This is a genomic window from Pseudomonas fulva, assembly GCF_023517795.1.
GTDB lineage: Bacteria > Pseudomonadota > Gammaproteobacteria > Pseudomonadales > Pseudomonadaceae > Aquipseudomonas > Aquipseudomonas fulva_D.
The window spans coordinates 1,591,674-1,612,720 of sequence record NZ_CP082928.1 but is presented as its reverse complement, the minus strand read 5'-3'; the positions used below and the strand labels follow the sequence as shown (position 1 = coordinate 1,612,720).

At 64.8% G+C, this 21,047-nt stretch carries 17 protein-coding genes; 12 read left to right on the top strand and 5 right to left on the bottom strand.

Features of this window, described 5'->3' with window-relative positions; translation table 11 throughout:
- Position 1 precedes the first annotated feature (1 nt).
- The 3 genes from K8U54_RS07280 (at position 2) to K8U54_RS07270 (ending at position 3,850) form a co-directional block, all read left to right on the top strand.
- Complete coding sequence (locus K8U54_RS07280) at positions 2-1,753, top strand: bifunctional protein-serine/threonine kinase/phosphatase (protein WP_249909510.1); 1,752 nt, start codon at positions 2-4, stop codon at positions 1,751-1,753.
- A gap of 232 nt (positions 1,754-1,985) precedes the next feature.
- Entirely contained in the window at positions 1,986-2,744 is a 759-nt protein-coding gene (locus K8U54_RS07275; protein ID WP_249909509.1) for a TerC family protein, read from the top strand.
- Between the two features lie 332 nt (positions 2,745-3,076).
- A complete protein-coding gene (locus K8U54_RS07270; RefSeq protein WP_249909508.1) occupies positions 3,077-3,850 on the top strand; it encodes a type IV pili methyl-accepting chemotaxis transducer N-terminal domain-containing protein in 774 nt (257 codons plus the stop codon).
- 43 nt (positions 3,851-3,893) lie between these two features.
- Here K8U54_RS07270 and K8U54_RS07265 read toward each other — a convergent pair whose 3' ends face one another.
- Positions 3,894-4,841, bottom strand: a complete 948-nt coding sequence (locus tag K8U54_RS07265) for a helix-turn-helix transcriptional regulator (protein WP_249909507.1) — start codon at positions 4,839-4,841, stop codon at positions 3,894-3,896.
- A 172-nt stretch (positions 4,842-5,013) separates the two neighbouring features.
- Here K8U54_RS07265 and K8U54_RS07260 point away from each other — a divergent pair, with 172 nt between their 5' ends.
- From K8U54_RS07260 to K8U54_RS07250, 3 genes are all read left to right on the top strand, one after another.
- The gene (locus K8U54_RS07260) at positions 5,014-5,442 is read left to right on the top strand and encodes a hypothetical protein (protein ID WP_249909506.1); all 429 of its coding nucleotides are present in this window, start codon (positions 5,014-5,016) and stop codon (positions 5,440-5,442) included.
- A gap of 126 nt (positions 5,443-5,568) precedes the next feature.
- Positions 5,569-6,210 carry a hypothetical protein gene (locus K8U54_RS07255; protein ID WP_249909505.1) on the top strand — a complete coding sequence of 214 codons (642 nt, stop codon included), beginning with the start codon at positions 5,569-5,571 and terminating at the stop codon, positions 6,208-6,210.
- Positions 6,203-6,871, top strand: a complete 669-nt coding sequence (locus K8U54_RS07250) for a hypothetical protein (RefSeq protein ID WP_249909504.1) — start codon at positions 6,203-6,205, stop codon at positions 6,869-6,871. The genes K8U54_RS07255 and K8U54_RS07250 overlap by 8 nt, the downstream gene beginning before the upstream one ends.
- Here the strand turns inward: K8U54_RS07250 and K8U54_RS07245 are convergent.
- A complete protein-coding gene (locus tag K8U54_RS07245; RefSeq protein WP_249909503.1) occupies positions 6,832-7,884 on the bottom strand; it encodes a DUF1176 domain-containing protein in 1,053 nt (350 codons plus the stop codon). The genes K8U54_RS07250 and K8U54_RS07245 overlap by 40 nt on opposite strands.
- A 106-nt stretch (positions 7,885-7,990) precedes the next feature.
- Positions 7,991-9,400 (bottom strand): GntR family transcriptional regulator MpaR, encoded by a 1,410-nt coding sequence (mapR, locus tag K8U54_RS07240; RefSeq protein ID WP_249909502.1) that lies wholly within the window; start codon positions 9,398-9,400, stop codon positions 7,991-7,993.
- Positions 9,401-9,684: 284 nt separating this feature from the next.
- Here mapR and K8U54_RS07235 point away from each other — a divergent pair, with 284 nt between their 5' ends.
- Genes K8U54_RS07235 through cyoB form a run of 3 tightly spaced genes read left to right on the top strand, consistent with a single transcriptional unit; the run spans position 9,685 to position 13,875 of the window.
- Positions 9,685-11,355 carry a nitrite/sulfite reductase gene (locus K8U54_RS07235; RefSeq protein ID WP_249909501.1) on the top strand — a complete coding sequence of 557 codons (1,671 nt, stop codon included), beginning with the start codon at positions 9,685-9,687 and terminating at the stop codon, positions 11,353-11,355.
- The gene (locus tag K8U54_RS07230; protein WP_249909500.1) at positions 11,352-11,867 is read left to right on the top strand and encodes a DUF934 domain-containing protein; all 516 of its coding nucleotides are present in this window, start codon (positions 11,352-11,354) and stop codon (positions 11,865-11,867) included. Before K8U54_RS07235 ends, K8U54_RS07230 begins: the two co-directional genes overlap by 4 nt.
- A 52-nt stretch (positions 11,868-11,919) precedes the next feature.
- Positions 11,920-13,875, top strand: a complete 1,956-nt coding sequence (cyoB, locus tag K8U54_RS07225) for a cytochrome o ubiquinol oxidase subunit I (protein ID WP_249909499.1) — start codon at positions 11,920-11,922, stop codon at positions 13,873-13,875.
- A 98-nt stretch (positions 13,876-13,973) separates the two neighbouring features.
- Here the strand turns inward: cyoB and K8U54_RS07220 are convergent, their stop codons facing one another.
- Positions 13,974-16,235, bottom strand: a complete 2,262-nt coding sequence (locus K8U54_RS07220; RefSeq protein ID WP_249909498.1) for a TonB-dependent receptor — start codon at positions 16,233-16,235, stop codon at positions 13,974-13,976.
- A 297-nt stretch (positions 16,236-16,532) separates the two neighbouring features.
- Here K8U54_RS07220 and K8U54_RS07215 point away from each other — a divergent pair, with 297 nt between their 5' ends.
- The 3 genes from K8U54_RS07215 (at position 16,533) to K8U54_RS07205 (ending at position 20,464) form a co-directional block, all read left to right on the top strand.
- The gene (locus K8U54_RS07215) at positions 16,533-17,294 is read left to right on the top strand and encodes a substrate-binding periplasmic protein (protein WP_249909497.1); all 762 of its coding nucleotides are present in this window, start codon (positions 16,533-16,535) and stop codon (positions 17,292-17,294) included.
- Between the two features lie 155 nt (positions 17,295-17,449).
- Positions 17,450-19,903 carry a PAS domain-containing protein gene (locus K8U54_RS07210; protein WP_249909496.1) on the top strand — a complete coding sequence of 818 codons (2,454 nt, stop codon included), beginning with the start codon at positions 17,450-17,452 and terminating at the stop codon, positions 19,901-19,903.
- Between the two features lie 372 nt (positions 19,904-20,275).
- Positions 20,276-20,464 carry a hypothetical protein gene (locus K8U54_RS07205; RefSeq protein ID WP_249909495.1) on the top strand — a complete coding sequence of 63 codons (189 nt, stop codon included), beginning with the start codon at positions 20,276-20,278 and terminating at the stop codon, positions 20,462-20,464.
- Positions 20,465-20,470: 6 nt separating this feature from the next.
- Here K8U54_RS07205 and K8U54_RS07200 read toward each other — a convergent pair whose 3' ends face one another.
- Complete coding sequence (locus K8U54_RS07200) at positions 20,471-20,956, bottom strand: hypothetical protein (protein ID WP_249909494.1); 486 nt, start codon at positions 20,954-20,956, stop codon at positions 20,471-20,473.
- Positions 20,957-21,047 lie beyond the last annotated feature (91 nt).

Sequence of the window (21,047 nt, the reverse complement as noted above, 5' to 3'; positions counted from 1 at the left end):
GATGGCCACTGCCGAACACCTGTGGACGGGCAGGAAGAGCCAGCTGCAGGTCAGCGTCGGCCAGTATTCGGACAAGGGTCGCAAGCCCCGCAACCAGGACTTCCACGGTCTGTGCGTGCCCTTTGAGCCGCAACTGAGCAGCAAGGGCATCGCCGTCGCCCTGGCCGATGGCATCAGCAGCAGCGACGTCAGCCATATCGCCAGTGAAACGGCGGTGGCGGCGTTTCTCTCCGATTACTTCAGCACCAGCGACGCCTGGTCGGTGAAGACCTCGGTGACCCGCGTGCTCAGCGCCACCAATGCCTGGCTGCACGCCCAGACCCGGCGCGGCCAGCACCGCTACGACATGGACCGTGGCCATGTATGCACCTTCAGCGCGCTGGTGCTGAAATCCACCACCGCGCACCTGTTCCACGTCGGCGACACGCGCATCTACCGCCTGCGCGGCGGCGATCTGGAGCCGCTGACCCGCGATCATCGCCTCTGGGTCGGCGAGGGCAGGAGCTACCTGAGCCGCGCTCTGGGTATCGGGCCGCAGCTGGAAATCGACTACCAGGCGCTGGCTCTGGAGGCGGGCGACCTGTTTCTGCTGGCCACCGACGGCGTCTACGAATTCGTCGAGGCGCGTGCCATGCAGCGCTGCATCGACGAGCATGTGGGCGACCTGCAACAGGCCGCCCAGGCCATCGTCGAGCAGGCCCTGGCCAATGGCAGCGACGACAACCTGACCCTGCAACTGGTGCGCATCGACAGCCTGCCGCACGCCGAGGCCGACGAGTTGCAGCACAAGCTCGGCGAGCTGCCGTGCCCGCCCGTGCTGGAAGCGCGCCAGTCGTTCGATGGCTACCGCATCGTCCGCCCGCTGCATGCCAGCGCCCGCAGCCACGTGTACCTGGCCACCGACGAGAGCAGCGGCGCCACCGTGGTGCTCAAGACCCCGGCGCTGGACCTACAGCACGATGCCGGCTACCTCGAGCGTTTCCTCATGGAGGAGTGGATCGCCCGGCGCATCGACAGCCCCCATGTGCTCAAGGCCTGTGCGCCGACACGGCGGCGCCACTACCTGTACGCGGTCAGCGAGTTCATCGAAGGCCAGACCCTGGCGCAGTGGATGATCGACCACCCCGCGCCGGAGCTGGAGACCGTGCGCGGCATCGTCGAGCAGATCGCCCGCGGCCTGCGCGCCTTCCATCGCCTGGAAATGTTGCATCAGGACCTGCGCCCGGCCAACCTGATGATCGATGCCACCGGCACGGTGAAGATCATCGACTTCGGTGCCACCCGGGTGGCCGGGTTGCAGGAAATCGACAGCCCCCAGGCCCACGACCCGATCCTCGGCACCGCCCAATACAGCGCCCCCGAGTACTGGCTGGGCGAGCCCGGCTCGGGGCGCTCTGACCTGTTCTCCCTGGCGGTGATCGCCTACCAGATGCTCACCGGGCGGCTGCCCTACGGCGCCGGCATGGCGCGGGCACGCACCCGCAGTGCCCAGGCACGCCTGCGTTACGCGCCCATCGGGCAGGGGCGCGGACTGCCGCCCTGGCTCGACGACGTGTTGCGCAAGGGCTGCCACCCGGACCCGCTGAAGCGCTACGAGGATCCCGACGAATTCGCCCATGCGCTGCGCCACCCCGGCCAGGCACTGCTGCGTCGCGATCGGGTGCCGCTGTTGGAGCGCAACCCGCTGCTGTTCTGGCAGGGCAGCTGCCTGGGGCTGGCGTTGCTGGTGGTGATCCTGCTGGCCGCCCGGTGAGTTGAACAAGGGGCGCCGGATTGGCGCGCACGATCGCAATGGATCGCGGCGTCGCACCATCGGTTCACGCTTTATCTGTGCTGCTCGTCGGCTGCCCGGGCAGGCGCAGAAGCCCATGCTGCGGGCGTTTCAGCTGTGTAACAAGGGGAAATAATTTGTCGCAAATTGTCATATTCGCCGCTAGGGCAAACGCTCAGAATGCGCCTTCTGTTCAGCCATAAAGTGCGTGATCGTGGACTATATCCTGCAATTGACGAGCGACCCCGCTGCCTGGGTCGCACTGGCCACCCTGGTGGTCATGGAAGTGGTACTGGGCATCGACAACCTGATCTTCATTTCCATCCTCACCAACAAGCTGCCCGAGCATCAGCGCGCCAAGGCTCGCCGCCTGGGTATCGGTGCCGCACTGGTGTTGCGCCTGGCCCTGCTGGGCACCGTGGCGTGGATCGTCAAATTGGTCGACCCGGTGATCGAGCTGTTCGGCCAGGCGTTTTCCTGGAAGGACATCATCCTGATCGCCGGTGGCCTGTTCCTGTTGTGGAAGGCCACCAAGGAAATCCACCACGCCGTGGACCCCGAGCCCGAGGGCGACATGTTCGTCGGCCGCGCCGCCACCGTCGGCTTCGGTGCGGTGATCGTGCAGATCCTGCTGCTCGACCTGGTGTTCTCGGTGGACAGCATCATCACCGCCGTGGGCATGACGCCCCACGTGCCGATCATGGTGGTCGCCGTGGTCGCCGCGGTGACCGTGATGCTGCTGGCGGCCGATCCGCTGGCGCGCTTCATCAACAACAACCCGACCGTGGTGATGCTGGCCCTGGGCTTTTTGATCATGATCGGCATGACGCTGATCGCCGAAGGCTTCGGTGCCCATGTGCCGAAGGGCTACCTGTACGCGGCGATGGCCTTCTCGGCGGTCATCGAGGGCCTCAACATGCTGTCCCGGCGGGCCAAGCGCAAGGCCAACGCGCAGAGCAAGACCCCGGTGTGATGCCGGCCCCGTGCGCCTGTTCCGGCAGGCGCACGGAGCACCGTTCGTTCCCCTCCACGGTCGATCGCCCTGGCCGCCCTCGCTATCTTTTCGGCAGCTTTGGCCGTTGCCTGGTCAGTGCCTCTGCGGCGCGTTAGACGGGGGTAATGTGATCGCTGTCACCAATCTCCAATCTGACCGACCGTCTAGCTGTCATTTAGCCATCTGCGACAGCCCAGGTGCGGGCGTATGGATTAGAATCCGTTCTATTGTTGGCGTCGAAAAGCTGGCAGCCAAGGCTGCTCGACGTACCCTTATTCAGCCGATAGCGCGCTGCGCGTGAGGAGCACGAGTTGATCAAACGTTGCATGCAGGCCCTGGTGCTGGGCCTTGGCCTGGTCAGTTTCGCCAGTTGGGCGGAAATGGCGCCGCTGGAAGCGATGAACATGGCCGGCCTGCAGCGCAGCCTGGGGCAGATCATGGCCAAGGACTACATGATGATCGGCTCCGACGTGAAGGTCGATGATGCCACCAAGCAGCTCAATACCAGCGTCGCGCTGTTCGAGGATCATCACGCCAAGCTCAAGGCGCACCCGACCAACAGCGAAGTGCAGGCCGGCCTCGCCCAGGTCGAGGTGATCTGGACGGCCTACCGCGCCATGGTCACCGCCAAGCCGGACAAGGCTCAGGCGCCGGCCGTGCTGGCCAAGGCCGAGGAGCTGGTGAAGCAGACTCAGCACGTCACCGACCTGTTCGAGAAGCACAACGGCGACGCGGCTTCCCACTCGATCAACCGCAGTGGCTGGAACCGCGTGCTCACCCAGCGCACCGCGATGTTCTACATGGCCCGCGCCTGGGGCGTGCAGGCGCCGAACCTGGATGCCAACTTCGAGGCATCGGTGATCGAGTTCGATCACATCATGAAGGAGCTGCAGGCCGCTGGCGCGCCGAACCCGGAAATCGCTGCCGCCCTGCGCAAGACCGATGCACGCTGGCAGTTCGCGACCAAGGCGTTCGCCTCCAAGGAGTTCGTGCCAACCATCGTGGCGGTGAACGCCGAATCGATGTTCCGCCAGCTCAACGAAATGACCCGCCTGTACGCCGGCCTCAAGGGCGACCAGCTCTGATCGGCAGGCCCGCCCTGCCGACGGCGGGGCGGGCCATCTCTCTCTAGCGCTCCGCCCCTGGCGGGTGGCCGAAGTGCGCCCGATAGGCATGGCTGAAATTGGCCGGGCTGGTGTAGCCCAGGCGATAGGCGATCTGCGCCACCTGCCACTTGCGTTGGCGCAGCAGGGTGCGGGCCAGCTCCATGCGCTGCTGGCGCACGTACTGCAACATGGACTGCCCGAACACCTGGCCGAACGCACGGCGCAGGGTGGTCTCGCCGACGCCCAGTTGCTGCGCCAGTGCCTGGCTGCCAGGGGGCTGCTCCAGGCGGGCGTCGAGCAGGCGGCGTGCCTCGAAGGCCAGGTCGCGCTGGCCGCGCACCGGCTGCGGTGCGGCCGTGGCACGGCCCTTGAGGTGCGCCGCCAGTTCCACCAGCACGGCCAGGCTCAGGCTTTCCTGATGCAGGCGCTCCAGGGCGCCGTGGTAGGGCGACTGGTACAGGCGCTGCAGCAGTCCGCCCAGGGCCTTGCAGCGCTGCAGTTCGGTGAAACGGATGCCGTCATCGAGCAGGCCGAGCAGTGGTTGCAGGTCGGGGTCTTCTTCGGCCAGTTCATGCAGGTAGTCGCCGGCGATGCGCAAGCCGGCCATGCGCGCGTGGCTGCCTGCCGGCAGTTGGTCGATGGCCTCCATGCTTTCACTCACCCCCAGCAGATGCGGCGTGCCGGGCGTGTAGCGGTGCAGATGACCGTCGACGCGGTGCTCCCACCTGCCGTCGAGCACCTGCACGATGCACAGGCTGCCGGGCAGCACCTTGTGGATACGCAGCGGCTCGGGGAATTGCAGGTCGCAATCGAAATACTGCAGGTGCGGCCGCACGGTACGGGCACGGTAATGCCCGATGGCGCTGCCCATCACCCGCGGCGTGCTGGCGTCGAACACGCCTGCCTTGGCCAGCGCGGCAGGTTGCTCGAAGCAGAATTGGGTATCCAGGTAGGGCGTCCAGCGTTGCATCGGCGAGGGTGCATCCTTGGGTGGCGGTCGACACACTTTGACATCTTAACGTTATCGACCTGCGACCGTCAGTCGTTGTGATCGAACGCCTTATTGTTGTGGGCCGCGGCTGCGCTGCTAGGCACGCTGCATCACGTTGATTTCAATGGCCGATTTCGACGGGAGTAGAAGCATGACGATTTTCCGCGGTGGTGTGGCCGTGCTGGCAATGGTGCTGGCGCTCTTCGGTGGCCTGGTGCAGGCCGAGGAGCGTCCGGAGGTGGCGCCCAAGGTGGTGGCGTTCTCCGGTGAGCAGGGCGTGAAGGTATGGACGCTGCGCATCGGCGCGCGCAGCGACAACCAGGCGCTGGTGCAGGTCGAGGGCGTTGACCATGACTGGGACCTGCGTATCCAGCGCATGGACGTGGAGAAGAACGCCGAAGACACCCGCTACAGTACCCAGGTCGACGGCAAGAAATTCGTGGTGCTGCTGGTGCGCAACGGCTGGGGCGAGCTGTATCTGCCGGGAGAGGCCAAGCCGATGATGGTCGGCTACGACAACGGCCTGTCGGAGCAGGGCAATGCCCAGGCGTTTCTCACCGACTACCTGCAGGCCCGCTAAGGCGCTCGACCGGGGCGGCAGAGCTTTGAACAGGCGGCTGATTGTTGTGAGCGCCAGCCGCCGCGCTGCCCAGCCCGTCTGCCGGGTCGGATAATCCGCGCATCATTCGCTGCGAGGATTTTCCCGATGAACCAACCCCAGTCACCGCGCTTCTCCGATGACGGTGTCGTGTACCCGCGTGGTGCCCAGCGCGACGCCATGATCGCCGAACTCACCCAGGTCATCGAGCGGGTGCCCGAGCAGATGGCGTTCACCAATACCAAACGCTATTGGGTGCTCGGCCCGGTGCTGATCCTGGGCGCGCTGGGTATCCTGTGGAGCGGCTTCAGTTTCGGCAAGACCGGCCTGATCATTTGCGGTGGCTTCCTGACGCTGTTTTTCATGTTGCTCACCTGGCAGCACCGCAACGCCGGCCGCGAGGTGTTCATGCGCCTGACCCGCCGCGAGCTGCATCACACCGCGCTGAGTGGGCCGGTCGACCTGACCAAGGTGGTCGACGTATTCGTCAAGGACGAAGGCCTGCTGACCCTGCAAAAACTGACCCTGAGCGACAGCGCCTCGCTGCCGACCCATCGCGCGGTATCGGTGCTGTTCGGCAATCAGGCGATGGCGCTGAAAAAGCCTCAGCCCCATGTGCGCATCAATTCCGCCGGCGTGGCCACTGGCGGCAGCAAGCTCGATATCGATGACCTGCACGCCCTGCTGAGCGCCTACGTGCAGGCTGCCCTGGCCCTGCAGCAGCTCGATGCCCTGAAACAACATGGATGATGCCGGTCGCGCGGCGCTGCTCAGCGAGCTGCAGGCCCAGGCCGACGGCCCGCAGCAGCGTCACGAAATCCACGAGCGTGCTTCCGGGCAGGCGTTGGGCAGCGCCCTGGGGGCCGCGGTACTGCTGTTCGTCGGCGGCTGGCTGGTCAGCCTTCCGAGCATCATCCACATGCGTTCGGCGCAATGGCTGTGCTGGGTGCCCGGCGCCTTGCTGCTGGCGGCGGGTCTGGCACTGCTCGCTTGTGCCGAGGCGTTCAGCCGCCGTAATGGCCGCCGGGTGATGCTGCTGACCGCCGACGGCGTGCAGTTCGCCAACGCCCGCGAGGCCACGCCCTGGGAATGCTTCGATGCCTTCGAGCTCGAGCAGCAGCACCTGAGCCTGGCACTGGTGTTCTCGGTGATGGCTGGCCAGCGTGTGCAGGGGCTCACGCCGCCGCGCTTCAAGTCCCTGGCTGCGCCGGACGCGCGCCTGGTCGCCGCGGGCATGCGTCTGCGGCTATGGCTGTTCAACCCGATGCTTGGCGGCCGCCGTCTGGATATCGAGGCGCTGACCGACCTGCTCCATGCGTACCTGCAGGCCGCCCAGGCGCGGCGTACCCTGGGCAAGCTGTTCCCAGAGATTCAGCGTTTCTCGGCGGTGCGCCACAGCACCGGCCAGTAGGTCGAATCCAGGCCGAGGCAGGTGCCCAGCATGGTGGCGTGGATCGGCGTGAAGCCCTTGCCGTCGTAACGCCAGCGCTGGGTGAAGCCGCAGCCGCCCATGCCCATGGCCAGGGTGAAACTGCTCAGCTCACCGCTGGCCGGGTCGAACTCGACGCTGCCATGGGGCGGCAAATCCTCGAAGACGGGAATTTCGGGAATGCTCGCCCTGCGCGCCTGCTGCGGCTGATCGAGGGGCGCCTGGTACAGGTTGTAGGCGCAGTTGTAGGCGCCGCATTGGGTCTTGAGGATGACCAGCGCTTCGCGGTCACTGAGCGCGAAGGCCTGACCTTCTGGCAGGCCTTCCTCGACCCTGTCCTTTTCCCAGTCGCTGCGCGTCGCCTCGCGCACCGCGTCCAGCACGCGCTTGCCGTCAGCTTCGCTCAGCGGCCTGGGGGCCTGCCAGGTTGGGGCAAGGGGCGCGGCCGGAGCGGGCGGTACGCTGCCCGCCGGGTTGCTGCCCTTGCGCAGCAGCGCCGTGGTGGTGCCCAGGCGGCCCTGTACCGAATCCATCAGCAGCAGGGCGGCGCTCATGCCGCTGAGCGAGGTCACCGCCTCGCCTTCCTCGGTGGGCAGCACCAGGCGCCGACCGTTGCGCAGCTCGGCGATCAGCGCTCTGGCATCGGCGCCCTCGACGCTGTACACCTCCGGCACCGAGCCTTCGGTCAACTGGCCCGGTTGCAGCCTCACCTGCAGCGGCTTGCCATCGAGCAGCGGCTGGCCGCTGGCCTTGTTGTAGCTGAACAGGCCGACATGCAGCGCGCCTTGCGGGCCGGCATCACGGCTTACGCTCAGGCTCCAGGTGGGGAGGGCCTGTACGTCTTCTTCGGCTGCGTTGGACAGCGCCGTGCACTGGCGGGTGTTGTCGCAGGCCACCAGCCAGTCCTTGAGGTTGCTGTACAGCGGCACCTGTTCGGCGGCGCTGGCGCTGCTCGCCGCCAGGGCTACGAACAGGGCGAGGGTGTTACGGAGCATGGCTGAACCTGCGCGATGAAAACCGCTATTAGGGCAGGTTCGTGCGCTGTTGCCTATCGGCTGGCTGCTGCGCACAACAGACTGGGCGTGCCGCACATCTGCCTGCTCAGAACGAGGCGATGATGCGCCCCAGGGTCGCCATCGCCTGTTCGCTCCCGGCGCTCCACGGGTGGCCGTGATTGAGCCGTGCGCAATGGCCGAAGCCGCGGGTGGCCGAGAAGATCGGCCCTGGTGCCAGGCTGATGCCCTGGGCCAGGGCCAGGCGAAACAGCTGCAGGGCGTCGACCCGCTCGGCGAACTCGAACCACAGAAAATAGCCGCCGCTGGGGCGCGTCACCCGGGTATCCGCCGGAAAGTGCCGCGCAGCCGAGGCGAGCATCGAGCCCTGCTGGCTTTCCAGCTGGTGGCGCAGCTTGCGCAGATGGCGGTCGTAGCCCCCGTGCTGCAGGTAATCGGCCAGCGCCGCCTGGGCGGGCACCGAGGGCGAGATGGTGGTCATCAGCTTCAGTCGGGCGATGCGCTGGGCGTAGCGGCCGCCGGCTACCCAGCCCACCCGGTAACCCGGCGCCAGGCATTTGGAAAAAGAGCCGCAATGCATCACCAGGCCTTCGCGGTCAGAGCTCTTTACCGGCTTTGGCGGCTGGGCGCCGTAATACAGCTCGGCGTACACGTCGTCCTCGATCAGCGGCACCTGATGGCGCTGCAGCAGCGCGTAGAGGGCCGTCTTCTTGTCATCGCTCATGCTCGCGCCGAGCGGGTTCTGCAGGCTGCTCATGAACCAGCAGGCCTTGATCGGCAGGCGCTGCAGGCTGTCGGCCAGGCTGTCCAGGTCGATGCCTTCGCGCGGGTGCACGGGAATTTCCACGGCCTTGAGCTTGAGCCGCTCCAGCACCTGCAGCGTGGCGTAGAACGCCGGGCTCTCGATGGCCACCAGGTCGCCCGGCTCGGTCACTGACTGCAGGCACAGGTTGAGGGCTTCCATGGCACCGTTGGTGATCACCAGTTCCTCGAGTGGCAGGCGCACGCCGCTGAGCATGTAGCGCAGGGCGATCTGCCGGCGCAGGTCGGGGTTGCCCTCGGTCATGTCGGCGATCACCGCGTGGCTCGGCATGTCGCGCACGCTCTGCGCCATGGAGCGGGCCAGGCGCGGCAGCGGAAACAGCTCCGGGCTGGGGAAGGCCGAGCCGAACGGCACGGTGTGCGGGTCCTTCAGCGAGCCGAGCACCGAGAACACCAGTTCGCTGACGTCCACCTCGGTCGCCTGGACGGCGCCGCTGCGCTGCTGCGGTTCGTGCAGCGGGCGTTTGGCATGCTCGCGTACGAAGTACCCGGAGCGGGCGCGAGCCTGGATCAGGCCGCGATCCTCGAGCAGGTAATAGGCCTGGAACACGGTCGAGGCGCTGACACCGTAGGTGCGGCTGGCGTGGCGCACCGAGGGCACCTTCTCACCCGGCGCCAGCAGGCCGGAGCGAATCAGGGCGGCGATTTCGTCGGCGAGTTTTTCGTAGCGTTTCATGGCGTATCCGATGGGCAGGAAGTTGGGGCTTACAGCGATGGTGCGGTGGACAAGGATGTTACAGAAGATATCAGATATATGAATTCATGATTTTTGCATATCAGATGAGGGCGTCTGTAACCTGTGGGCTGCGTAAAACCAGTAAGCGCCGATAGCGATGGAGAGGATCTGCACAGCTCCATCTGATATGGTTTTTTGCGAATTATCTGGGGCTGTTTTGATTTTGCCCGCTTGCCCATAGTGGCGGCCCTGTCTGCCGCGCTCCACGGCGCAAGGGGCCTGTCATGTATCACTACGACGAATACGACCATGCGCTGGTGCGCGAGCGGGTCGCGCAGTTTCGCGACCAGGTGCAGCGACGCCTCAGCGGCGAGCTGAGCGAGGAGGAATTCCTGCCGCTGCGCCTGCAGAACGGCCTGTACCTGCAGAAGCACGCCTACATGCTGCGCGTGGCGATTCCCTACGGCACCCTGTCGGCCCGCCAGCTGCGCACCCTGGCGTCCATCGCCCGTGATTACGACCGCGACTACGGCCACTTCACCACGCGGCAGAACATCCAGTTCAACTGGATCGAACTGGAGCAGGTGCCGGACATTCTCGAGCGCCTGGCGGAGGTGGAGATGCACGCCATCCAGACCTCGGGCAACTGCGTGCGCAACATCACCACCGAAGCCTTCGCCGGGGTGGCGGCCGATGAGCTGCTCGACCCGCGGCCGCTGGCCGAGATCCTCCGGCAGTGGTCGACGGTCAATCCGGAATTCCTGTTCCTGCCGCGTAAGTTCAAGATCGCCCTGTGTGCCGCCGAGCAGGACCGCGCCGCGGTGCCGATGCACGACGTCGGCCTGTACCTGTACCGTGATGCCGCCGGCGAGCTGCTGGCGCGGGTGATGGTCGGCGGCGGGTTGGGGCGTACGCCGATTCTCAGCCAGGTGATTCGCGACGGTCTGCCGTGGCAGCACCTGTTGTCCTATGTCGAGGCGATCCTGCGGGTCTACAACCGCCACGGCCGGCGCGACAACAAGTACAAGGCGCGTATCAAGATCCTGATCAAGGCGCTCGGTATCGAGGCCTTCGCCAGGGAAGTCGAAGCCGAGTGGCAGCACATCAAGGATGGCCCTGCCGAGCTGACCGAGGCCGAGTACCAACGCGTCGCCGCAGCCTTCGCGCCGCCAGCCTATGCCGTGCTGCCCCATGCCGACCTGGATTTCGGTACCGCCGTGGCGGGCGATGCCGCCTTCGCCCGTTGGGTGTCGCGCAACGTGCAGCCGCACAAGGTGCCGGGCTACGCCAGCGTGGTGCTGTCGACCAAACCGGGCGCCAGCCTGCCGCCGGGCGATGTGACCTCGGCGCAGATGGACGCCGTGGCCGAGCTGGCCGAGCGCTATGGCTTCGGCGAAATCCGCGTGGCCCACGAGCAGAACCTGGTGCTGCCCGACGTACGCAAGGCCGACCTGCACGCACTCTGGCAGCAGGCCGTCGGCGTCGGCCTGGGCAGCGCCAACATCGGCCTGCTCACCGATGTGATCGCCTGCCCCGGCGGCGATTACTGCGCCCTGGCCAATGCCAAGTCGATTCCCATCGCTCAAGCCATCCAGCAACGTTTCGAGGATGCCGAGGCGCTGCACGCCCTGGGCGATATCAGCCTGAACATTTCCGGGTGCATGAATGCCTGCGGCCATCACCACATCGGCAATATCGGCATCCTTGGCGTCGACAAGAACGGCAGCGAGTGGTACCAGGTGACCATCGGCGGCGCCCAGGGCAAGGCCAGTGCGCTGGGCAAGGTGATCGGCCCGTCGTTCAGCGCCGCCGAGGTGCCGGACGTCATCGAGCGGCTGGTCGAGACCTTTGTCGAGCAGCGCCAGGGCGATGAACGCTTTATCGACACCGTGCAGCGGGTCGGCATCGAGCCCTTCAAGGCGCGGGTGTACCCCAAGCTGGAGGCGCCGGCATGAACAACCTGATCAGCCTGCGCGAAGGTGAGCCGCGCATCGTCAGTGACGATCCCTGGCGGGTGCCGGGCGAGGGCGAAGCAGCGGGCGCGGCCAGCGTGCTTCTGCCCCTGGCCACCTGGCTCGAACGCCAGGCCCCGGCGGTGCTGCAGGGCGCAGCCGTCAGCCGTGACGGCCTGTTGCTGGGCCCGGATGACGACCCCATGGACCTGCAGCCCTGGCTTGGCGTGCTGCCGCTGATCGCCATCGACTTCCCGAGTTTTCGTGACGGCCGCGGCTACAGCCAGGCCTACCTGCTGCGCAGCCGCCTGGGCTGGCGTGGCGAGCTGCGTGCAGTCGGCGATGTCCTGCGCGACCAGCTCAGCCACATGCGCCAGTGCGGCTTCGACAGCTTCGCCGTGCGCGAGGACAAGTCCGTGCACGACGCCCTCAAGGGCCTGGCCGGCATGAGCGTGCAGTACGGCCGCTCGGTCATCGAGCCGCGCCCGCTGTTCCGTCGCCGCAGCCAATCCTGATTCCCACTGACCCAAGGAGCCCGTGCGCCGCCAGCCGGCGCCGTATCGACACATGCTCGGAAAACTGACTCTCGACGCCATACCCCTGCACGAGCCCATCCTCGTCGTCACCATGATCCTGGTGGCGCTCGGTGGCCTGGGCCTGTTCGCCGCGCTGACCTACTTCAGGAAGTGGGGCTGGCTGTGGCGCGAATGGCTGACCTCGGTCGACCACAAGAAGATCGGCGTGATGTACGTGATCGTCGCCCTGATCATGCTGCTGCGCGGCTTCGCCGACGCCATCATGATGCGCACCCAGCTGGCCGTGGCCACCGGCGGCGCGGAGGGCTACCTGCCGCCCCATCACTACGACCAGATCTTCACCGCCCACGGCGTGATCATGATCTTCTTCGTCGCCACGCCCCTGGTGGTCGGGTTGATGAACATCGTCACGCCGCTGCAGATCGGCGCCCGTGACGTGGCCTTCCCGCTGCTCAACTCGCTGAGCTTCTGGCTGTTCGTCGGCGGCGTGCTGCTGACCAACATCTCGCTGTTCGTCGGCGAGTTTGCCATGACCGGCTGGGTGGCCTATCCGCCGCTGTCGGGCATCGAGTACAGCCCCGGTGTTGGCGTCGACTACTTCATCTGGAGCCTGCAGCTGTCGGGACTCGGCACGCTGCTCACCGGGGTCAACTTCCTGGTCACCATCCTCAAGATGCGTGCACCGGGCATGGGCCTGTTCCGGATGCCGATCTTCACCTGGACCATCCTGTGCACCAGCGTGATCATCTGCGCGGCGTTCCCGATCCTCACCGTCGCCCTGGCCATGCTGACCCTGGACCGCTACCTGGATTTCCACCTGTTCACCAACACCGCCGGCGGCAGCCCGATGATGTACGTGAACCTGGTGTGGGCCTGGGGCCACCCCGAGGTGTACCTGCTGATACTGCCGGCTTTCGGGGTGTTCTCCGAAGTGACCGCGACCTTCGCCCGCAAGCGCCTGTTCGGCTACCACTCGATGGTCTGGGCGACCGTGGCCATCACCCTGCTGTCGTTCGTGGTGTGGCTGCACCACTTCTTCACCATGGGTTCGGGGGCGAGCGTCAACGCCTTCTTCGGCATCATGACCATGATCATCGCGGTGCCGACCGGGGTGAAGATCTTCACCTGGCTGTTCACCATGTACCGCGGCCGCCTGGAGTTCACCACGCCGGTGCTGTGGACCCTGGGCTTCATCATCACCTTCTCCATCGGCGGCATGACCGGCGTGCTGCTGGCCGTGCCAGGCGCGGATTTCCTGCTGCACAACAGCCTGTTCCTGGTCGCCCACTTCCATAACGTGATCATCGGCGGCGCGGTGTTCGGCTACATGGCGGGCATCGCCTACTGGTTCCCGAAAGTGTTCGGTTTCCGGCTGCACGAAGGGTGGGGCAAGGCCTCGTTCTGGTTCTGGATCGTCGGTTTCTACCTGGCCTTCATGCCACTTTATATCTTGGGCTTTATGGGCATGACCCGGCGCCTGAACAGCAGCACCAACCCGGAGTGGGAACCGTACCTGTACGTCGCCGTGGTCGGCGCCGTGCTGATCGGCCTGGGCATTCTCTGCACGCTGATCCAGTTCGCGGTGTCGATCATCAAGCGCAAGGAGCTGGCCGACCACACCGGCGATCCGTGGAATGCGCGCACCCTGGAATGGTCGACCTCGTCGCCACCGCCGTTCTACAACTTCGCGGTCACCCCGCGCGGCGACCGCATCGACGAGTTCCACGAGCAGAAGCGCGACGGCCTCAAGCCAGCACCAACGAAATTCCGCCCGATCCATATGCCGCGCAACACCGGCATCGGCCTGATCGCCTCGGCGTTCATGACCATGATGTGCTTCGCGCTGATCTGGCATATCTGGTGGCTGGTGGGCGTGACCTTCGTGGCCAGCATCGCCTGCTTCATCGTGCGCAGCTACGACGAAGACACCGACTACTACGTGCAGCCGGAGGAGATTGCGCGGATCGAGGCAGTGCGACAGTGCTGAACTGGCCGCTGCCGATCCTGGGAAGCGCCTTGGCCAAGGCAAAAAAGAGCGGGACGTAACTCCCGCTCTTTTTGTTCGGCACTCTGTGATTTCTTGGATCAGAAATCGACCGTCGCGCTGACCGAAAGCGTGCGTGGCTCGCCGAGCGTCAGGTAGTTGGAGCCTGGATAGCCACCGGTGGATGCCCAGTAGTCGCGGCCCGTGACGTTGTCGAGGCGGGCGCGCAGGGTCACGTCGCGCTCATCGAGCTTGAAGCCATAACGTGCACCAATATCCAGCCGGGTCCACGATGGAATCTCGAGGCTGTTAGCGTTGTTGGTGTACTGGCTGTCGGTGTAGGTCACGCGGCTATTGAGCGACAGACCGTTGAAGCCCGGTACGTCCCATTCGCCTCCGATATTGGCCTGGATTTTGGGAACGCCGATCGGCTCGTTGCCGTCGTTTTCACCATTCTGTGTCTTGGTCAGCTCTGCATCCAGCAGCGTGAGACCGCCCAGCAGGCGGACGCCTTGAGCGGGTTCGCCGAAGACCGAGAGTTCGATGCCGCGGTTACGCTGCTCGCCACCATCCTTGAAGATTTGGTTCTCGACGATGCCCACAGGTTTTTCGGTCTGGAACACCGCGATGCTGCCACCCACGAAGCCGCCGTCGTATTTCACGCCGAGCTCGGTCTGTTTTGCGACGTAGGGTGCCAGAGCTTCGCCAGCGTTGAGGATCGGTGCAGATGTTCCGTCGGGCAAGGTGGTGGTTGAGCCGGCGGTATCGCCTGCGGTCAAACCTTCGATGTAATTACCGTAAACCGAAACCTGTTCGTTCAACTGGTAAACGACACCCGCGACAGGTGTGGTCTCATACTGTTTGTACTTCGAGGTTCGATTACCGCTGTTGTAGTCGTATGCCGTTACGTCCAATCCCTGGCGACGAGCTCCGAGGGTGACCAATAACTGGTTATCGAAGAAGCCGAGTGTGTCGGCGATCGCCAGGCTTTGCGTGTGCGTTCGGCCAGTGATGTGGGGATCGGACATCGAACCGCTGAAGGAGTTGTTGTCTGGTTTTGCCCCGTCATAGGGGTTGTAAAGATCGCCGGCAATGGGGCTGCTGAAATTGCCTTGCCAAGCGTTGCGATCCTCGGTGTCGTACATGGCGCCTGATACGACCCATTCGTGGGATACCGGCCCCGTCTGCAGGTTGAAGCGCATACCCACTTCGCCTGTGGTTACGGTTTCCTCCCGGTAATTATCGAAGCGGGAGGCCGTAGTCACGCCAGCGGCATTTGATGACGGGTTGGCCAGTACGTTCTTTTCCTCGCCCTTGCGCATGCCCGCGGCTGCCCAGGTAGTGACGGCGTCGGACAGGTCATATTCCGCACGGAAGGTGCCGAACGTCTGTTTCTCTTTCGAATAAGTCCAGGGCTGGCCGTAATTGTCCTTGGCATCTGGTGCACTGGGAATGCTGCCTGTAGGAGTGACGCTCGGCAGCGGAGTGTCGATGAAATGATACTGGTGCCCGATGTCAGCGGACAGGCGTAAACGATCGCCTTGGTAATCGAGCCCCAGCGCAAACATATCCAGAGTGCGGTCCTGGTCTTTCACTGATGTTTCGCCGTCGCGTTTGGCGACGTTCAAACGGACGCCGAAGCGATCCTCCTCACCAAATCGGCGAGCGACATCTGCACTGACGGTGCCGAAGCCGTTTGTCTGCGCACCGACGGTTAGTCGAGTCAGTGGATCGTTTGGCGCACGCTTGGGCAGGATATTGATTGCGCCACCAATGCCGGTGCCGCCTGGTGCGGCACCGTTCAGGAAGGCGTTGGCGCCGCGGAATACCTCGACGCGCTCGATGAACTCGGACGCCACGTATTGGCGAGGCAAGAGGCCGTAAAGACCGTTGTAGGAGATATCATCGGAATACAGTGGGAAGCCCCGTACTACGTAGAGCTCCTGGAAGTTGCCAAAGCCGCGAGCGATCCGCACGGATGGATCGTTCTGCAGAATGTCCGCCACGCTGTGTGCTTGCTGATCTTGAATCAGCTGATTGGTATAGGACGTGGAGGTGAAGGGAGTTTCCATGTAGTCCTTGTTGCCGAGAATTCCCACTCGGCCGCCGCGGGCGACCTGCCCACCCTCGAACTCAGGCACCAGGCCTTCACGCGAGGCATCGGCGCTAGCGGAAATGGCCGTTTCCTCGAGCTCCAATGCATTTTCCGACACTGCATCGGCGTCAGCTGACTGTGCTTCCTGTGGGGAGATTTCTAGCGAGGTTTGCGCGTAGACCGCGGCTGAAGAAAAGCTGGCCGCGAAGCACACTGGCAGCCACAGGGAAGTCAGTACGGTTTTGTTTGGCGCACGATGGATAGGCATGAGCAATCCTGCTGATCGCGTGATCGAAGGTAATAGAGTCGTAAAAAAATAGAAGTGTAGCGAATAATAATCTATATCATTTGTGGGCTGTATCGATAGATGCTAGAAAGATCTTTAGCTGCTACGGCCGCGCGCCCTAGGACAGGTACAGACTATCGCGTGCTTCATGGTCGAGGCGCTGGCGAGCGTAGATGCTCCATCGGCAGCCTGACTCGCCGGCGCGTAAGCAGTCACTGCAGCTATGCTTTACGGCACCATAATCTGCCGCTCCGGCACCGCCGTGAATCCATACCCGCTGTGAAACCTCTTCGTCCGATCCTTGCGCTGTTCTGCCTGCTGCTCGGCGCCTTTGCCCGGGCCGAGCCCTATCAGATCCTCACCGAGGAATGGGCGCCCTACAACTACCAGCAGGGCGACCAACTGACCGGCATGGCCACGGATATCGTGCGGGCCATCATGACCCTGACCGGCGACGGTTTCGAGATCGTGGTGGTGCCGAGCATGCGGGCCACCCATGGGCTGATGAACCGCCCCAGGACCATCATGTATTCGCTGTTCCGCACGCCGGAGCGCGAGGCGCTGTTCAAATGGGTGGGGCCTATCGCCGAGGAGTCGATCTATCCTTACCAACTGGCGGGCACGCCAACGCCGGTGGACTCCCTCGACCAGTTGCGGCAGGCGCCGCAGATCACCACCCGGCATGCCGGGCTGATCCCGCAGGTGCTCGAGTCCCGGGGTTTCGACAACCTGGAGAAGCGTGCCACCAGCAGTCAGCAGCTCTACCGCATGCTGCTGGCCGGGCGCACCGGGATCATCGCCGGCGATACCGACGCGGGCGTGGCCTATTACAGCGCCCAGCTGGGCATCGCCCCCGGCACGCTGCGCCGGGTGCCCGTCGCGCTGTATCGCTCGGCGCTGTACATCGCCTTTAGCAAGGACAGCGACGATGGCCTGGTCGCCGCCTGGGCCGATGCGCTCGAGCAACTGCGCCTGAGCGGCGAGCTGGCGCGTATTCAGCAGCGTTACTGGCGGCCGATGACGTATGATCCAGGTTATTGAAGCTTGCCCGGCCCGGCGAAGCGCATCGATATAGCTGGAACCGCGCGCCACCTGGCGCACTCTGTATCCGCTCTGCTGCCTGCCTGGCCAGGCTGCAACTGCCTCCATGCCCGAGCACCGTCGTTCAACTGCAGTGGATATGAATGTTGGTCGCTATGGAACAACGAGCCTTTCTGATCGGCGGCGGTGAGACCGGCGCCCTGATCCGTGATCATGACTGGACGGCGACCCCGCTGGGTGTCCCTGCGGCATGGCCGCGCTCCCTGTGCAGCGCCCTCGAGCTGATGCTCAACTCTCCGGAAAGCATGTACCTGGTCTGGGGACCGGAGCTGACCTTCTTCTACAACGATGCCTACCGGCCGATTCTCGGGCCGCGCCTGGCGCATGCCCTGGGGCAGCCGCTGGCCGTGCTGTGGGCCGATGCCTGGGAGGCCGTGCGTGTTCCCCTTACGCAGGCCCTGCAGGGCGACGCGGTACGTTTCGTCGATGTGCCCATCGGCATGGCCCGCCATGGCGAGCCGGAGCAGACCTGGTGGAGCTATTCGTTTTCGCCGTTGCGAGACGATGCCGGGCAGATCGCCGGCGTGCTGTGTTTCACCCGGGAAACCTCCGAGCACGTGAAGGCCTCGCAGGCGCTGCGTGACAGTGAACAGCGCCTGGACGCCCTGGTTCGTTCCTCCTCCGAAGTGCGCTTTTACATCAGCGCCGACTGGAGCCAGTTGCACGAGCTCAATGGCGGCAACTTCATCCCCGACACGCAAACCACCAACAGCAACTGGCTGGACGAGTACATCCCGGCCGAGGCCCGGGACATGGTGCGCGCGGAAATCGCCCGGGCCATCGCGACCGGCACCTACCATATCGAGCATCCGGTCAATCGTGTGGATGGCACCATCGGCTGGGCCCACGTGCGTGCGGTGCCCTTGTTCGACGCCGATGGCACCGTCACCAGCTGGTTGGGGGCGGCCTCCGATATCAGCGCACGCAAGGAGGCGGAGGCGGCGCTCAAGGCCCGGGAAGCGCAGTTGCGCGAGCTCAACGGCACCCTGGAGCAGCAGGTGGCCGAGCGCACCCTCAAGCTGCGCCTGTTCCGCGACGTGATCGAAGCCAATGCCGTGCCCATCTGCATCTTCGATACCGAGTGCCGGCAGATCGCCTTCAACCAGGCCCATGCCCGCGCCATGCAGGAACTCTATGGCGTCACGGTGCAGGGTGGCGAGGTGCTGCCCGACCTGGTCACCGCGCAGCAGCGCCAGGGGCTGCAAGCCTGCATGCAGCGCGCCCTGCGCGGCGAGACCTTTCGCGTGGCGGGTGAATACGGCCAGCCCAACGGTGAGCGGCGCAGCTACGAGCTGGCCTATACGCCCCTGCACGATGCCGACGGCCAGGTGATCGGCGCCTTCCATTTTGCCCACGACATCACCGAGCAGATCAGGTCGCAGCTGGAGCTGGAACGCACCCAGTCGGCCCTGCGCCAGGCGCAGAAGCTCGAGGCAGTGGGCCAGCTCACCGGTGGCGTGGCCCACGATTTCAACAACCTGCTCACGGTCATCAAGTCGTCCAGCGACCTGCTCAAACGCCCCGGCCTGCCCGATGAGAAACGGCTGCGTTACATCGAGGCGATTTCCGATACGGTCGACCGCGCCTCGCGGCTGACCGGGCAATTGCTGTCCTTCGCCAGGCGCCAGACCCTGCGCCCGGAGGTGTTCGCAGTGGGCGAAAGCCTGCGGTCCCTGACCGACATGCTGGAAACCCTGAACGGCACCCGCATCGAGCTCGCCCTCGAGATGCCCAGCCAGCCGTGTCATGTCTACGCCGATGCCAACCAGTTCGACACGGCCATCGTCAACCTGGCGCTCAACGCGCGCGACTCGCTCAATGGCGTGGGGCGCATCCTGATTCGGGTCGAGCCCTGCGCGCAGATTCCGGCGAGCCGCATGGGTACGGCGGTCAATGGCGATTTCGTCGCCGTGTCCATCGTCGACACCGGCACGGGTATCGAGCCCGAGCATCTGGAAGCGATCTTCGAGCCGTTCTTCACCACCAAGGAGCTGGGCAAGGGCACCGGCCTGGGCCTGTCCCAGGTGTTCGGTTTCGCCAAGCAGTCGGGTGGCGAGATCATGGTCGACAGCGTGGTGGGCGAAGGCACCACCTTCACGCTGTATCTGCCACGGGTCACGGCACGGCCCACGCCTCGCACCAGGGTGGATGACCCGCAGCCCCTGAGTGGTGCCCATGGCAGCCGGGTACTGGTCGTCGAGGACAATCCGGAGGTCGGCAGCTTTTGCGTCAGCGCACTGCTCGAACTCGGTTACCAGCCCACCCTGGCCAGTAACGCCGAGCAGGCCCTGGTCTGCCTGAGCGAGGCGGCGCACAGCTTCGATGTGGTGTTCTCCGACGTGGTGATGCCGGGCATGAACGGCATCGACCTGGGCAAGGCCATTCATCGCAGCCACCCGCTGCTGCCAGTGGTGCTGACCTCCGGCTACAGCGAGGTACTGGCGCAGCAGGGTAGCCATGGCTTCGAGCTGCTGCACAAGCCGTATTCGGTGGAGCAGCTGTCGCGCATCCTGGCCGGGGCGATCCAGCGCGCCGTGGCCCGCGACTGAGAACCTGTTCACGATCCTTCGCCTCGACGTGATCCGTAGGAGGGGCTTTAGCCCCGAACTCTTTGTTTGCCTTCATACAAGGCTCGCGGCTAAAGCGGATCGCCGCCCGGCCCCTCCTACGAGACCACTGAGTGTCCGCTCCTGCCTCGTAACGGCCTCTTTGATGCCGCGTTAAAGGATCGTGAACAGCTTCGAGCGAATGTATCAGGCCAGGCGCAGGGCCCATGGTGAGTGCCAAATCATCGACAGCGAACCCGTATTTGCCCGGTCTATGTCAAGGTCACACGCGGTGAGCAGCCCGAAATTTACCCAGCACTTCGCGGGGTGGCGCTCTGTCATAGCTGCAGGGATAACGATCAGGAGTGCGCCGTGATGGCCGTGAGATTGAAGAAACTGCAGGGCAGCGACATACCCGAAGCGCACAGGCACCTGGGCGATGAGGAAATCTTCCAGGTGGTTACCGCCGATGATCAGCAGCACTTCTTCGCCACCGAGACCGAGGCTGCGGCCAAGGTCGCGCAGTTGATCGAGCGTGAGCGCGACGAGGAATCCGGCGCTTGACGGCGCCTACTGACGCGTCAGCACCAGCGGCTTGTCCGGCCCGGGAATGTGCACCTCGGTGTCGCTGATCACTTCAAGCGGCTCGCCCGGCCGGGGGAACAGCACGGCATCGCCCTTGACGTCGCTGAAGGTCATCACCGCGCCGTCGAAGGTATAGCGGGCGGTGCCTGCGAATTCGTAGGTCTTGATCTGCGCCTTCTTGGTGAGGACCTGTTGGTCGTCGAACGCGAAGCTGATGGTCATCGGGTAGCCATCCTGCTCGACCTGGCCGGTATACAGCCCGTGGGGCAGTTGGGTCGGTGTTGGCCGGGCCTTGTAGGCCTCGATCACCGCCATTTTCGCCGGGCTCACCGCAGGCGGGTTGCTGCGAAAGGCGTCCATCGACTTGCGGTGCTCGTAGGGCACGTAAACGGTGACGTAAGCGCCCCAGACAATGAGCCCGAGAACCATCAGGCTGAACAGGTGGCCCGAGCCACGCTGAGAGTTCTTCATCGTGTTATTCCTGCGTTACGGTGCCCGGTACGAGGCCGCCGGCCCTTGAAGGACGCCAATTATCGCATCAGTTTCGCCGCGCTGCAGTGGG

Bases quoted from the DNA above. Each gene is read 5' to 3' on its own strand.
- mapR (WP_249909502.1), bottom strand. From the start codon at position 9,400: ATGAAACGCTACGAAAAACTCGCCGACGAAATCGCCGCCCTGATTCGC.
- K8U54_RS07265 (WP_249909507.1), bottom strand. From the start codon at position 4,841: ATGCAACGCTGGACGCCCTACCTGGATACCCAATTCTGCTTCGAGCAA.
- K8U54_RS07230 (WP_249909500.1), top strand. From the start codon at position 11,352: ATGAACAACCTGATCAGCCTGCGCGAAGGTGAGCCGCGCATCGTCAGT.
- K8U54_RS07235 (WP_249909501.1), top strand. From the start codon at position 9,685: ATGTATCACTACGACGAATACGACCATGCGCTGGTGCGCGAGCGGGTC.
- K8U54_RS07210 (WP_249909496.1), top strand. From the start codon at position 17,450: ATGGAACAACGAGCCTTTCTGATCGGCGGCGGTGAGACCGGCGCCCTG.
- K8U54_RS07260 (WP_249909506.1), top strand. From the start codon at position 5,014: ATGACGATTTTCCGCGGTGGTGTGGCCGTGCTGGCAATGGTGCTGGCG.
- cyoB (WP_249909499.1), top strand. From the start codon at position 11,920: ATGCTCGGAAAACTGACTCTCGACGCCATACCCCTGCACGAGCCCATC.
- K8U54_RS07250 (WP_249909504.1), top strand. From the start codon at position 6,203: ATGGATGATGCCGGTCGCGCGGCGCTGCTCAGCGAGCTGCAGGCCCAG.
- K8U54_RS07255 (WP_249909505.1), top strand. From the start codon at position 5,569: ATGAACCAACCCCAGTCACCGCGCTTCTCCGATGACGGTGTCGTGTAC.
- K8U54_RS07205 (WP_249909495.1), top strand. From the start codon at position 20,276: ATGGCCGTGAGATTGAAGAAACTGCAGGGCAGCGACATACCCGAAGCG.
- K8U54_RS07200 (WP_249909494.1), bottom strand. From the start codon at position 20,956: ATGAAGAACTCTCAGCGTGGCTCGGGCCACCTGTTCAGCCTGATGGTT.
- K8U54_RS07220 (WP_249909498.1), bottom strand. From the start codon at position 16,235: ATGCCTATCCATCGTGCGCCAAACAAAACCGTACTGACTTCCCTGTGG.
- K8U54_RS07280 (WP_249909510.1), top strand. From the start codon at position 2: ATGGCCACTGCCGAACACCTGTGGACGGGCAGGAAGAGCCAGCTGCAG.
- K8U54_RS07245 (WP_249909503.1), bottom strand. From the start codon at position 7,884: ATGCTCCGTAACACCCTCGCCCTGTTCGTAGCCCTGGCGGCGAGCAGC.